At 59.5% G+C, this 12,912-nt stretch carries 13 protein-coding genes; 1 reads left to right on the forward strand and 12 read right to left on the reverse strand.

Annotation, left to right across the window (positions count from 1 at the left end; all coding sequences use genetic code 11):
* Window positions 1-27: 27 nt before the first annotated feature.
* From CHU95_RS08455 to CHU95_RS08490, 8 genes are all read right to left on the reverse strand, one after another.
* Complete coding sequence (locus CHU95_RS08455; RefSeq protein WP_094455662.1) at window positions 28-771, reverse strand: HugZ family pyridoxamine 5'-phosphate oxidase; 744 nt, start codon at window positions 769-771, stop codon at window positions 28-30.
* Window positions 772-845: 74 nt separating this feature from the next.
* Entirely contained in the window at window positions 846-1,388 is a 543-nt protein-coding gene (locus tag CHU95_RS08460; protein ID WP_094455664.1) for a GNAT family N-acetyltransferase, read from the reverse strand.
* A gap of 2 nt (window positions 1,389-1,390) precedes the next feature.
* Window positions 1,391-1,804: a c-type cytochrome gene (locus CHU95_RS08465; RefSeq protein WP_207762424.1), complete on the reverse strand. Its 414-nt coding sequence runs from the start codon at window positions 1,802-1,804 to the stop codon at window positions 1,391-1,393.
* A gap of 17 nt (window positions 1,805-1,821) precedes the next feature.
* Complete coding sequence (locus CHU95_RS08470) at window positions 1,822-3,420, reverse strand: flavin monoamine oxidase family protein (protein ID WP_207762425.1); 1,599 nt, start codon at window positions 3,418-3,420, stop codon at window positions 1,822-1,824.
* Between the two features lie 157 nt (window positions 3,421-3,577).
* On the reverse strand, window positions 3,578-6,022 hold the full coding sequence (locus CHU95_RS08475) for a TonB-dependent receptor plug domain-containing protein (protein ID WP_245838052.1): 2,445 nt from the start codon (window positions 6,020-6,022) through the stop codon (window positions 3,578-3,580).
* A 240-nt stretch (window positions 6,023-6,262) separates the two neighbouring features.
* On the reverse strand, window positions 6,263-6,763 hold the full coding sequence (locus CHU95_RS08480) for a RidA family protein (RefSeq protein WP_165772092.1): 501 nt from the start codon (window positions 6,761-6,763) through the stop codon (window positions 6,263-6,265).
* A gap of 33 nt (window positions 6,764-6,796) precedes the next feature.
* Window positions 6,797-7,012, reverse strand: coding sequence for a hypothetical protein (locus CHU95_RS08485; protein WP_094455668.1), 216 nt, complete (start codon window positions 7,010-7,012; stop codon window positions 6,797-6,799).
* A 367-nt stretch (window positions 7,013-7,379) separates the two neighbouring features.
* On the reverse strand, window positions 7,380-8,225 hold the full coding sequence (locus CHU95_RS08490) for a transglutaminase-like cysteine peptidase (protein ID WP_094455670.1): 846 nt from the start codon (window positions 8,223-8,225) through the stop codon (window positions 7,380-7,382).
* A 547-nt stretch (window positions 8,226-8,772) separates the two neighbouring features.
* On the opposite strand from CHU95_RS08490, the gene CHU95_RS08495 reads away from it, so the two are divergent.
* Window positions 8,773-11,187, forward strand: coding sequence for a TonB-dependent receptor plug domain-containing protein (locus tag CHU95_RS08495; RefSeq protein ID WP_207762426.1), 2,415 nt, complete (start codon window positions 8,773-8,775; stop codon window positions 11,185-11,187).
* 221 nt (window positions 11,188-11,408) lie between these two features.
* On the opposite strand, the gene CHU95_RS08500 is transcribed toward CHU95_RS08495, so the two are convergent.
* The 4 genes from CHU95_RS08500 to pspB are packed head-to-tail and all read right to left on the reverse strand — an operon-like array spanning window position 11,409 to window position 12,838.
* On the reverse strand, window positions 11,409-11,630 hold the full coding sequence (locus tag CHU95_RS08500; RefSeq protein WP_094455674.1) for a hypothetical protein: 222 nt from the start codon (window positions 11,628-11,630) through the stop codon (window positions 11,409-11,411).
* Between the two features lie 31 nt (window positions 11,631-11,661).
* Entirely contained in the window at window positions 11,662-11,898 is a 237-nt protein-coding gene (locus tag CHU95_RS08505; protein WP_094455676.1) for a hypothetical protein, read from the reverse strand.
* A gap of 44 nt (window positions 11,899-11,942) precedes the next feature.
* Window positions 11,943-12,614: a PspC domain-containing protein gene (locus tag CHU95_RS08510; RefSeq protein ID WP_094455678.1), complete on the reverse strand. Its 672-nt coding sequence runs from the start codon at window positions 12,612-12,614 to the stop codon at window positions 11,943-11,945.
* On the reverse strand, window positions 12,611-12,838 hold the full coding sequence (gene pspB, locus CHU95_RS08515) for an envelope stress response membrane protein PspB (RefSeq protein WP_094455679.1): 228 nt from the start codon (window positions 12,836-12,838) through the stop codon (window positions 12,611-12,613). Before pspB ends, CHU95_RS08510 begins: the two co-directional genes overlap by 4 nt.
* Between the last annotated feature and the right edge of the window lie 74 nt (window positions 12,839-12,912).

The raw sequence follows: 12,912 nt of genomic DNA on the forward strand, positions 1-12,912 counted from the left end.
CCGGTTACGGACAGCGCGCTGTTCGTCTTAAGGGGAAACTGTTCGCGCCAAGGTCGCCAGCCGCATCATTTCTGTATGGGCCTGCCCCACATCATAGACTGGCGCGGTGAAGGCAAGGCGAGCCGTATCGGCATCGGTGCGTAGATCCAGGCCGTCCGGGTCAAGGCCGGTCATGCACCAGCGACCGTGACCCTTGCCCAACAACGCTGTGGCATACAGGGCCAGGGCATCGGCATGGTCCTGGTTCATGTGGGCGACGAGTTCGGCTTCCGCCCGTGCGAGATATTCGCATGCAGTGGCGGGGAGGCACAGATCATCAGTCGACAGCGTATGGATGCGCCCGAAACCGGCCACCAGATGCCCGTCCGTGATGACAACCCGCCACAAACCAAAATCGCCGAAGCCGGCATAGGTTACGGCGGTTGGCTGCCGGGTCAGGAAACGGCGCAGGAGGGCGGGGTCCTGGGTCGGTTCCGCTTGTCCACGTACGGACAGCCGCGGACCGGTCAGCCGGTCGATATGGCCGGCAGTGCCGTCGAACAGCAAGCCGCAGCGTGGGTCGACCAGCAGGTTGCGTGTATGTTCGGCCAGACCGGAAATCAGCAGTAAGGGGCATCCGTCCGTTGCAAATCCGATCAGGGCAAGGGAGGGGCTGGGCCAGCCCGCACGATCGCCGCCCGGACGGGTCAGCGTTGCCAAGGTTGCCTGGGTACAGCCCCGCATCAGGTTCCGCGCACCTGTTGCATGACTTTTCTGATCGTTATCCGCCATGATCTTTTGCCATCCCCTGTCATTTGCCAGAGGGTGGGCGAAACCGGAAAGGTTGGGAAGGGGGCTGCTTGCCGCTACCCGATTGATTTGCGCATGGGTACAAATGGGATGACGTGACCGTCGGGCAGATGCTCGGTATGTGTGCCTGTCGCGATGAAACCCAGGGCGAGGTAAAGCGATACGCCGGGTAACGTTGCCATCAACTCAAGGCTTTTGAACCCTTCCGACAGTGCTGCCTGTTCAGCAGCACGCATCATCCGACTAGCGAGACCGCGCCGTGCAAAGGCAGGGTCAACGAAAAAGGCCCGGATTTTGGCTGCGTCAGTGACAGGGTTCAGTAGCTCAGCCGAACGCCCTGCCGCCTGATCCCCGCCGAACAGTGTCCGGCGCCGACTCCACCCGCCACAGGCGGCATAACATTCGCCGACCAGGACGGTGAAGTAGGTGCCATCGGCAATCAACGTGCCGTCAATGCCGAAGATCGCCTTCAGTGACGCATCGATCTGGTCGGTGCTGTAATGGTCCCGGCTGAGATCGCGCACGGACCGTTCCACCAGCCTCTCCAGCGCCGGTCGATCTGCGGGCGTGGCAAGACGCAGAACGGGTTCATTCGCCATGGTTACTGCCGCATCCCCTTCACATCCTCGGGCGTTACGACATCCTTATAGCCGTTGCCGAAATGTGTGCGGACATAATTGACGACAGCGGCCACCTGTTCATCCGACAGATAGGCGAAGGCCGGCATCGCCTTCTGCCCATTGACGACCAGATGCACGGGATAGGTCCCGGCCTCCAGGTTGGTGTTGGCGGCAAGGGCCGGATAGGCCCCGGCCCCGGTCGCCCCTTTGCCGTCGGGCATGTGACAGCCCTGACAGATCGCGTGATAGAGCTGCTCGCCGTTTTGATAGGCGAAACGGCGGGCATCGGCAAAGTCGCTGCTCTGCGCATCCGTGCTCTGGGCACCGGCAGGACCAGAGGCCGCCAGAGCGGCCAGGAACAGGGCAGCGATTGACAGTGGCTTGACCATGCGCATGGTCTTTCTCCCTCTCATCATTTCGCAACAACGCGCTGGTGAAGTCGACCAATGGCGTCCAGTGCGGACAGAACCGCCCCCTCCTGCCAAGCCGGCAGATAGGAAACATGTTCACCGGCCAGCAGGATGCGCCCGTCGATCTGGCACATATTCTTGTAATGCTCGGCCCGCTTGGCCGCCGTCCAGGACCCGAAACAGCCCAGAGTCCAGGGCACGCGGTGCCAAGCGACCGCCACACCATTATCGAATTCTTGTCGATATTGAGGGTGGATCTGCGCGCCGAACTCAACGCATTTCTTCACCCTTTCCTCCGGCGCCATGGCGGCGAATTCATAGGCGAATGGACCCCAGGGATAGGCCCCCAGCAGTACGCCCTTGCCCGGCTGGGCAAAACGGCTATTGGGGTAGGCGATCAGAGAGATGGGCAGGTCGGTATAGGTGATACCGCCATAGATCTCCTCATCCTCTTCCCAGAAGCGGCGCTTGAACTGCAAGCCCACCTTGAACGCCGCCTCATAGGGCAGGGCGTTGATGGCGGCGTCCATGTCGGACGATACGTTCTTCTTGATCTGCGACAGGATGGAGGCGGGAATGGTGCACAGGCACCAGTCGGCCTTGGCCGTCTTAACGGCGCCGCCAGCCTTGGTATCGGTGTAGGTAACCGTGACGCCCCCCGAATCCTGCTGAATCTCGGTAACCTTGGCGTTATAGGTGATCTTGTCCTTCACCTTCGCGGCCAGGGCCAGGGGGCCGGCATCCATGCCGCCTTCCGGCTGGAACAAGGCTGTCTGGAATTCGTACCCCGAACCTGTTCCGATGGCCCGCCAAAGGCCGGATTGCAGAAGTTGCGAGAACTCGATGGGTTTGGAGAAGACGGGTTCGCCCGACAGACCGCCGCCGGGGTCCTTCTCAAAGCCGCGTCGGTTGGAGGTCTCGGCATTGGCCTTATAGGCATAGTTGTCATCCAGGGCGCCCCAGTCCTGCATGGCCTCCAGCAGCTTTTCCTGGTCTTCCTTGGTAACAAAGCCGTCCAGCCCGCCCTTGTGCCCCAGCTTGGACAAAAGCTCGGCCACATGGCCGTTGAAATCGGCCAGCACATGGCGATAGCGCTGCGGCTTGCCGTCAAAGGCATTCTTGGAATGAACATAGGCGTTGTAATTGACCTGGAAAAACGGCTCCAGCTTTACGCCCAGCTCACGGTAATAGTGCATGACAGCGCGATGATGGTATGGCACGCGCCAGGGTCCAGGATTTAGGTAATGCCCCTTGTCGAACCCCACTTTCTGTGTGAAGCCGCCCAACTCGGTATAGGTGTCGCCGCCGCGCAGCGTCCAGGCGCGACCACCGGCCTTTTCCCGGTATTCTAGCACCTGCACCTTGTACCCAGCCTTGCCCAGTTCGTAGGCTGCCACCAGCCCGGCCCAACCGGCACCCAGGATCAGTACCGAGGCACCCTTGGGCGCACCGGATAGGCTGGGCGGCCCTGCAAACGGGCTTTCTGCCGCATAACCCAGCGACGTCGCCGCCTGATACATGACGGAGCTGCCCGCGGCCGTACCGATCATGGCCAGCAACTCGCGCCGCGTCATGCGGGCACGAGGGGGCATATTGTTCATTGCAACCATCATCGCCTCAATGGGAAATCGGGACGCAATCCCTCAAGCACCGCCCCCGGATCGAACCGGGGGCGGTGAAGGTCGAGATGACAGGGATCACTTGAAAATCCGGGGACGGACAGGGATGGGCCCGCCGCCCCCGTTACGCACCGCAGGATCAGAACTTGACGGTCACACGGGCATAATACATGCCACCGTTGTACCCCATGGGTGAGGTGTCGGGATAAACCTGACCCACGGCATAACCACCACCAGCCAGGGCATCGACCTTGTCCGGGTAATTGTCGAACATGTTCTGCACGCCGATGGCGAAGTTGATGTCCTCATAGACATCATAGGAAACTTCGGTGTCGAACAGCCATTCGGACCCGAAGGTCTTGGCATAGTTGGCCGTGTCGGTGAACTTGCTATAGTAGCTTGCACGGCCAAGGATGGAGAAGGCGCCCAGCGTATATTGGGCGGAGAAATTGCCGCGGAATTTCGGCAACTGCTTCTCCAGGTCGGCCTTGCGCGTATCATCGATCACGGCGGTGTTACGCTTGGTCACCTTGGTCTTGTTGTAGTTAAGGGCTGCTGTCAGATCGACCTTGCCCTCACCCGCCGGGACCGAGGTGTTGGCCACAAAGTCGACGCCCTGGGTGCGGGTATCGAAGGAATTGGTAAAGTAGTTGACTGCACCCAGCGTGTTGGCACCCGGAACGCCCAGGGCCGCCAGCCGGATCTTGTCAGCATCTGTCGGGTTGAAGTCACCCGACAGGGCGATACGGTCTTCAACCTTGATGTTATAATAGTCGATGGTGACGTTGATATCGGCCAGATCGGCGACGATACCGCCGGCGAAATTGGTGCTCTTTTCTTCAGACAGCGGCTGCGCACCGAAATACTGCGCCACCAGGCTGGCGGCCGGATAGGTGCCACGCGCCACCGGGCTGGAACTGCCGGCCGGGAAGAAGGTTTGTACTGACGATGTCTGTGACTGGCCGGGTGTGGGCGCACGGAAACCGGTATTGACCGAACCACGGACGGCAAAGCTGTCGGTGATGTCGTAACGGCTGCTGAGCTTCCAGTTGAAGGTGGAGCCGAAAAAGTCGAAATCCTCATACCGGGCGGCGACGCCAACCGTGAAGCTGTCGGTGACGTCACCTTCCATGTCGGCATAGAAGGCGATGTTGTCGCGCTTGAACTCGCCCGAATCCTCTGGACGGAAGCCGGGATAGCCGTTGGACCCGATGGGCAGGGCCGCGGGCAGCCGGGTGCGGAAATCGATGAACGAAGCGTAGGGGCCGACCGTGTAGGAGGCCGGGTCGCCAGGGCCGATTTCATACAGTTCGCGGCGGAACTCCGTACCCACTGCGATGTTCAGCGGGGTGGCCCAGCCGATTTCCACCGGATAGGACAGATCGACGTTGAAGTTCTCTTCTTCCTGAACCAGCCGCCCGACATAGAATTCACGCGGACTTGCCGGACCCAGCGACGGGTTGACGGTATTCTTCAGTTCGTAATCAATCTGACTGCGCCCGAACGACCCGGACATGCTGTACACCAGACCGCTTTCCAATTCATGCTTGAAACCACCGACGATGGAGGCGTCCTTCACGTCGCCGTAGAAGCGCGGCGTGAAGCCCAGCGGAAACCATTCGGTGAAGCGGAAACCATCCGGATCACCCGCCACGGGAAGGGTCGGGCCATTCACAGCGTGTGTCAGGCTCGGCGGGCGATAGTAGAAGGACCCATTAGACTTCGACGCACCATAATTACCGAACAGGAAGATTGAGGTGCTTTCAGTCAGCTCGATGCCGGAATTAACGAAAACGCGCGTCGCCTCCGCATCCGGGTCACCCCAGTTCATGGCAAGATCGGTCTTGGCAGCCGGCGCGCGCGGGTCCTGGACGCCGCGGTTGGTGGGGTCGCCCTGGCTGTATTCAGCCGACAGGTTGAAGAAACCATTGGGGCCCAGCGGCAGACCGACATTGGCCGCAAATTTGGCATTGTCGCCGTCACCTTCATAGGTGGAGCCATATTGGATCGTGGCTGAACCCCCTTCCGATGCGTCTTTGAGCTGGAAATTCATCACGCCGGCAATGGCGTCCGAGCCGTACTGGGCGGCGGCGCCGTCACGCAGCACCTCTACCTGTTTAATGGCAATGGCCGGGATCTGTGACAGGTCGGACGCCTGGGCACCCGCTGCCAGCGCGCCACCGGACAATTGCACCAGGGCCGACCGGTGACGTCGCTTGCCATTCACCAGGATCAGGGTCTGGTCCGGCGGTAGACCGCGCAGGGTCGGCGGACGCACGAAGGTAGAGCCATCGGAGATACCGTTGCGGCTGACATTAAAGGAAGGAACCAGGCTGCGCAGGATATCATTGGTATCGCTAAAAGCCTGCTTTTCCAGATCACCCGCCCCCAGAACATCGATGGGCGCGAGGCTTTCGGTCGCGGTGCGGTTGGCCACGCGCGTACCGGTCACAATGATTTCCTCAATACCGTCGACCGGCTGGGCCATGGCCGACATGGGCAGCAGGCTGGTCGTGCACAGGATGCCGAATGCGACCTTCCGCACGGATGCGCGCTTGGCCGGCTTGCTGTTATTTACCTTCATGAGAGGTCCCCTGTTCAACTCGGTTGTTTGGTTCCTTCCTCCTCGGTTGCGCTTCTTCCCATTGATGGTCCCTTTTGCGGGACACTTTGCCGGGGCCCGGTCCCCGCCGCCGGTCTTCCGGTCATGCGAGCCCCCCGTCCCCGTCCCCCACCGGCCCCTACCCGTGGGGACGGCAGCGGTTCGTTGAGAACCGAAAGGGCTGTTCGGGGGCTTTCCCATTCCCCCACCAGCCCTTGCCGGTTATTGCTTAGCCTTGGCAGCCAGAACTTCGATTTCCACCAGCATGCCGGGAGAGACCAAGCCGGCGATCTGTACCGTGGACCGGGCCGGCTTGTTGGGCTGCTCCGGCGTGCCGAAGAACTTGGTATAACCGGCCATCATGCCGGCGAAATCCATTTTGCCTTCCTTGGCCGGGTCACCGACCAGATAGACATGCATCAGCACCACGTCGCCCATGGTCAAGCCCTGGGCCTTCAGGGTTTCCTGGATACGTGTCAGAACATTGACAGTCTGTGTTTCGGTATTGCCGAAGGATTCGATGCTGCCCGCGGGCGCATCCTTGTTCGCCACGGGCGGCACGGTGCCGGACAGGAAAAACAGGTCAGACCCGGCAGGCACCTGCACTGCCGCGGCAATGGGGAAGTTCGGCACATCTGTGCGCTTGATCTCGCGGGCCTCTTCCTTGTTGCAGGCTGTCAGCGCTGCCGCAAGGACCAGGAGACTACCCAACCGCTTCAACATTCTTCCTCCGCTATGGATGGGCCGGTGGCTGTGTCAGCCACGCACCGGCAAGGACAGGGGATGGACCAACCAGACCTTGCGGCCTTCATCCCAGGAGACACCGGAGAGAAGTTCCGGCGTGTTGACATTACCGGCCGGCGGCCGGGCCTGACGATCAGCAACCCGTGCTTTGGCAGCAACAAGAGCCTGTGGGGCCGCAATCACCCTCACGACATTTCTGACGGCGACCCGTACGGCATGTTTGGCCATGTCCACCTTCGTGTCTGTCGGCGGGGGATGAGCCGGCCCATTCTGGCCACTGCGTCGCCGCGAACCGCATCCCCCTGATAGGAAACAGCGTTTCAGCAACAACCGTGCCACGGCTGTGCGTGTGCGAAATCAAGGATGCCGGTCCGGAAATCGATTGGACGAATGCTCAACAAAGCAGCAGGCTGCTATCAAAGAAGAAGTTCTGATGGATTTTAAGGCAAGGATGAATTTGAAAAAAGCAGAATGGTTAATTTGCTCTGAATGGCAGCACGTTTGGTGCCAATTTTTGGGGCAACGGCGATTAACCCCCGACATTCGTCGAGGGTAGGTAGGTCTGCGTGGCCTCTCTGTCAAGCCGTCCACGCTGTCAATTTCTCTCCCGTTCGGCAACCATCAGGGCGGGCTGGCTGACGGCGCGCTGCCAGTGCCGACGGCCCGGCACTTCCTGTGCAATAAACACATAACCTTCGGCCGCCAGTTGTTCTGGGCGCATGGGGAGATGATGCCGGTCATCCAGAAAGATTTCTTCCACCCCTGAGCCGCCTTGGCGCCGAACAGACAGGATCAGGTGGTAACCGCCATTGGCGGGCAGACGCACGATGGTAGCGCGTAAGGCCGCACGTGGGTACCCGCGGCGCAGCAGGCGTGCAATGGTGGTCATCACCACGTCGTCGCAATCGCCCGCCATGCCACGACCGGGTGTACCCAGGACTTCCCATCGGTCTTCCCTGTCCGCACGATACACAAGGTCATCGACCACTTGGCGGTGAACCATTAATGCCATCCCTAATGTGGCCTGGCCCGCATCCACCCTGTCGATACCGATTGACCTGACGGCCTTTCCGCCCAGACTGGTGGCGCAACCGGGATCGCGGTCGCCGTAGGTCTGACAATAGGTACGGTACTGTGCCAGCGGTTCCATGTCGCCATTCCAGGCCAGGGCAAAGGCAGGCGCGTTGGCCATCAGCGCGGCACTGGCCAACAGCAAAAGCGCCAGAAATGGCGACCGGCGCCGTACCTTTTTGATCGCAAGAGACAGATCTGGAGATAAAAAATCCTTGTGCAGAATAAATATTAATATCTTTGTAACCAATATCGAGAAAAAGAGATAATGAAAAGTCTCCCTTTGAAGAGGTTTTTGGCCAATTGATGTGGCTTCCGCTGCACCGCAACATAATCTATGTTGTGTTGCACATAAAAGATAGTGGTTCATATTGTTCGATGTTGATGTCTCTGCTGAACATATAACTTATTGTAGTCATCTTTATTCGCCACCCGAAAATTGCCATGGCGACAAGAAATTGCGCCTGTCCGACCGATGGCAGGGCGGATACAGGGCATTCAAAGGGTTGAATTCTTGGGTTGGAAGGAGGGAGCCGTCGACATCGCCATGCGCCTATTGACGTTCCTGCCCGTGCAGGGACGTCAATGGGCGTGGGGGCATGGTCGGCGTGTTATTAACCAATTTTTAGCGATTTATGCCGAGGCACGACAGTAGTACGCAACTTTATTCAAGCCCCCAGAGTTACGCTTTTGAAGTGCCAGTTCTCAGAAAAAGGTGGGTTCGTCTCAACAATAGAGATGTCCGCATGGAACTGGAAATACAATCAAGATAACAGGGGACAACGGGAATGAAAAAGCGGCTCCAGTACGTTCTTTTTTCCTCGGCATGCGCCATCGCAATGACAAGTTCAATAAGTTATGCAGCAGAAAGCCAAACGAGTTCTGAAAAATCGGGGGCGTCAACCGAAAGCATTCTGTTGGAACCGGTCGTTGTTACCGGTACTCGCCGTTATAACCGCACGGTGACACAGTCCGTTACGCCGATTGATGTATTCACGTCGCAGGACCTGCTGCGCCAAGGCTCATCTGATACCAACTCATTGTTTCAGAATGTCATCCCGTCTTTCAGCGTACCACAGGCGGCCATTTCCACGGGTTCGTCTTTCATCCGTCCTCCCAACCTGCGCGGCCTGCCGCCTGACCAGACGCTGGTCCTGATCAACAGCAAGCGCCGGCACCGGTCGGCGCTGGTCAATGTTGATGTGAGCGCTCTGTCCTTGCTCAGCCAAGCGGTGGATCTGTCCCAGATTCCGGCGATCGCGATCGACCGTGTGGAGGTTCTGCGCGATGGTGCGTCTGCCCAATATGGTTCCGACGCCATCGCGGGCGTGATCAACATTGCCCTCAAGAAGGCGAATTCAGGTTTCTCCGGACAGGCCCGTTATGGCCAGTTCTATGAAGGCGACGGTCGGGACTACCAGGTAGCACTCAATAACGGCTTTGCCCTGGGCGACAATGGTTTCCTGAATGTAAGCGCCGAATATGCCGAAAATGGCGCCACCAGCCGTGGCACGCAGCGGCCCGGCGCCCTGCAACTGAGCCAGCAGCGCCCGGCGCTCAACATCCCTGATCCTGTCCAGAAATGGGGCAAGACGGCGATGGAGGCAAAGCGCCTTTTCGCCAATGGCGAAATCGATCTGGACGGGTCGACGCTGTACTTTTTCGGGAATTATGGCCGCAGCGACGGGGAGCAGAATTTCAACTATCGTCAGCCCTTTGATACGACCAATTTTGCCCGCACGGCCCTGTTTGGGGTGACCTATTATCTCGACCAACTGCCGAACGGCAACCGCAACGCGGCTGGTGCGACCTTTGATTTCACCAAGATGTTTCCGGCAGGCTTCACGCCGATCTTCTCGGGGAAAATTGAGGATTTGTCGGAGACCGTCGGCTATCGCGGCACGGCGGGTGAACTGACATATGACGTTTCGGCCAGCTATGGCCAGAATCAGCTGCAATATTATCTGGATAATACCGTCAACCCGTCTTACGGACCGCAGAGCCCGACCAGCTTTTATCTGGGCAAGCTGCGCCAAAGCGAGGTGACCTTGAACGCGGATGCCAGCTATCCGGTCGAGGTCGGTTTTGCCAGTCCGCTGAACATTGCCCTAGGGGCAGAGTATCGGCGCGATACCTATGAAGTGGGCCTTGGCGATCGTGCGTCCTGGAATGCCGGTCCCTTTGTGCGGCAGGTGGTGCAGCGGCCTGACAGTTCGACCTTTACGGTCATCAGTTCTGTCGGTTCCAACGGCAGCGTCGGCTTCGGCCCCGATAATGCCGGGTCAAGTTCCCGCCGCAGCTATGCCGGCTATGTTGATCTTGAAACCGACGTGACGGACACGCTGACGATTGGTGCCGCAGCCCGGTATGAGGATTTCAACACCTTTGGCTCCACTGCCAACGTCAAGGGTTCAGCGCGGTATGAAGTGTCTCCGGATGTCGCAATCCGAGGCGCTGCCAGCACGGGCTTCCATGCCCCCACGCCCGGCCAGACCAACGTCAACAATGTCCTCTTGAGCTTCATTGCCGGGAGCACGACCCCGGTGCAGACTGGTACTTTTGCCGTGAATCACCCGGCCGCCGTCTATTTTGGGGCTGTGCCCGTGAAACCGGAGAAATCGGTCAACTTGACAGGCGGTGTTGTGGTGACGCCCGGCGGGGGATTTAACCTGACGATGGACTATTACAATATCGTCATCCGTGATCGGCTGGGCCTGTCTCAGGCTTTTGTTGTCACGGACCGAGATCGGGCGGCGCTGACGGCACTGGGCGTCTCCAACGCCTTTGAACTTAACCGCCTGCAATATCTGACCAACGCCTTCAAGACGCGCACCCAGGGCATCGATGCTGTGTTGACGCACAGCTTTCACACCGACAATGCCGGTACGTTCAATAGCTCTTTGAGCGTGAACTACAACAAGACAGATGTCCTGAAGCGCAATCCGGCGATTATCAGCAATGACCGGGTGGCCAATCTGGAAAAGACTTTGCCAAGAACCCGTGTGAACTTCACGGAAACCTGGGAGAATGGCCCGCTGTCGGTCCTTGCGCGGGTGAACTACTACGACAAATTCACTGTTACCTCGTCCAATAACGCCGCACAGACTTTTGGGTCAGAAGTCATTGTTGACGTCGAAGCAACCTACGACGTGACCGAGCAGTTCAGCCTGTCGCTCGGCGTTCAGAATCTGTTCGACAACTATCCGGACAAGGATCTCAGATCAATCGACCGGTTCACCGGCCTGCCCGGGAATGGCAACCAGTATATTGACGCCTCTCCCTTCGGGTATAATGGCGGCTTCTGGTATGTGAGGGCTGGTTGGAGTTTCTGACGTCTGATCCCAACTCCCGGTGATCGCAACTGGTCACCGGGCCCCGGTCGCCCACGTGGCCAGCACGAGAAAAGACGCGCCTTTCCGTTCCCGGCAGCAGGGGCGACCGGGTGGAAGGCGCGTCAAGTGGGTAGGTATGGGTGTGAGATGACAGGGGCAGGTCGGGTCGGACTATCCCTTGCTGCCCCCCGCAAGACCGGCGGCGGACATCCGCCGGGTACTCAGGCGCGGCTGCGCCAGCCTGGCGCTTCCGCGTCCAGGATCCTTTCAAGCTGAAGCACACGGTCCTCCAGCCGGGCGGCCCGCTCCGACAGTTCGGCGGCCGCTCCCTCTGACAGACCTCCAACACGCATGGCGCGCATCTGGGTCAGATGTTTCATGACAATGGCCACGATGGGGATCATCAGAGCCATGACGGGGATGATGTAGGGTGAGTTGAACATCTTCTTCGCCTCGGGCGCCGATGGATCAGGTTTAGGGGCGTTCCAGGTCGCGGAACTGCCGGTTCAGGCCAAATTCGGGACTGGTGACATATCGTTCGATACTGGCGACACGCCGGTCAATCTCATCCAGGGCCCGGAACCGGCGGCGCAGGTCAACCTCACTCTGCGCCACCTCGATATCGATCTGGTGCCACCGCCTCACCCCGCGCGCTATCAGCGCCACGATGGGGATGGTCAGGGCCAGGACGGGAATCAGATAGGGGCTCATACGTCACCTGATACTGACGGGGAAGAAGGGGCGATCACGGCGCCTCACTTCTTCTCCAGGTCGCGGAACTGCCGGTGCAGGTCATATTCGCGGGAGGCCACGAACCCTTCCAGTTTGGCGAGGTCGCGGTCCAGGTCACGAAATTTGGTCCGCAGACCGGACAGGGTCTGGTCGGGTTTGGTGGCGACGGACCGCATGAATACTTCTTCTTCGCGCGTCTCATAGAGGCCTGACGGCCGTTCTTTCAAAATCCACCACAGGATCGGATAGCCGAACAGGAAGACAGGTGGAAAGAAGAAGAAACCGGCGACAAAACCCAGACGGACGATCCAGGCATCGATATTGGCATATTCGGCAATACCGCCGCAGACGCCGGCAATCTTGCTGTCGGTGCGGCTGCGCCACAGTCGATACGGTCGGGAAGGATGATGGTCGCCCATGCCGCCCCCCGCATACTGTCCGTAATAGGCTTGGCCCCTGTCAGCATCGGACGACGGGGCCGGGCCCCAATCGTCACGCTGCCGCTTTTTCCGCTTGGACCCGCCGAACGTGTCGGACCCCAGCCCGAAATAGTCCGCCCAGCTCTGGTCCGGGCGCTTGCCAAAATATTCTTGCTCCCAGTTCCGTTGATGGCCGGAACCGCGTCCCGAACGTGACCGGTAATGATCACGTCCAGGAAATGGCGGCGGGGTGCCGGGATCGTGGCGGTCGCTCATGCTTTCGCCCTCCAACCCGGCGCCTCGGCATCCAGGATTTTCTCCAGTTGCCGGATCCGGTCTTCCATCTTGTTGGCGGAATGCCACAGTTCAGACAGCATCTGCTCATCATCCGCTGACAGGGTCTTGGCAATGCGCCAGCGGGTCACATAGTGAAAGATGATCCAGACGGGTGCCACGATCACCATAAAGATGATGGCGACGGCAAATACTCCATCAGGCATTGTTGCCCCCCTTATCCCAAGGCCAAGCCCAGTACGGGTGGCCCCCCTGCATTCCCAATGCGAGGGGCGCCCCG

The organism is Niveispirillum lacus, assembly GCF_002251795.1.
GTDB lineage: Bacteria > Pseudomonadota > Alphaproteobacteria > Azospirillales > Azospirillaceae > Niveispirillum > Niveispirillum lacus.

Excerpts from the sequence above, each read along its gene's own strand:
- CHU95_RS08460 (WP_094455664.1), bottom strand. The coding sequence starts at position 1,388 with ATGGCGAATGAACCCGTTCTGCGTCTTGCCACGCCCGCAGATCGACCG.
- CHU95_RS08465 (WP_207762424.1), bottom strand. The coding sequence starts at position 1,804 with ATGCGCATGGTCAAGCCACTGTCAATCGCTGCCCTGTTCCTGGCCGCT.
- CHU95_RS08490 (WP_094455670.1), bottom strand. The coding sequence starts at position 8,225 with ATGAACCACTATCTTTTATGTGCAACACAACATAGATTATGTTGCGGT.
- CHU95_RS08500 (WP_094455674.1), bottom strand. The coding sequence starts at position 11,630 with ATGTTCAACTCACCCTACATCATCCCCGTCATGGCTCTGATGATCCCC.
- pspB (WP_094455679.1), bottom strand. The coding sequence starts at position 12,838 with ATGCCTGATGGAGTATTTGCCGTCGCCATCATCTTTATGGTGATCGTG.
- CHU95_RS08485 (WP_094455668.1), bottom strand. The coding sequence starts at position 7,012 with ATGGCCAAACATGCCGTACGGGTCGCCGTCAGAAATGTCGTGAGGGTG.
- CHU95_RS08475 (WP_245838052.1), bottom strand. The coding sequence starts at position 6,022 with ATGAAGGTAAATAACAGCAAGCCGGCCAAGCGCGCATCCGTGCGGAAG.
- CHU95_RS08455 (WP_094455662.1), bottom strand. The coding sequence starts at position 771 with ATGGCGGATAACGATCAGAAAAGTCATGCAACAGGTGCGCGGAACCTG.
- CHU95_RS08480 (WP_165772092.1), bottom strand. The coding sequence starts at position 6,763 with ATGTTGAAGCGGTTGGGTAGTCTCCTGGTCCTTGCGGCAGCGCTGACA.
- CHU95_RS08510 (WP_094455678.1), bottom strand. The coding sequence starts at position 12,614 with ATGAGCGACCGCCACGATCCCGGCACCCCGCCGCCATTTCCTGGACGT.
- CHU95_RS08505 (WP_094455676.1), bottom strand. The coding sequence starts at position 11,898 with ATGAGCCCCTATCTGATTCCCGTCCTGGCCCTGACCATCCCCATCGTG.
- CHU95_RS08470 (WP_207762425.1), bottom strand. The coding sequence starts at position 3,420 with ATGAACAATATGCCCCCTCGTGCCCGCATGACGCGGCGCGAGTTGCTG.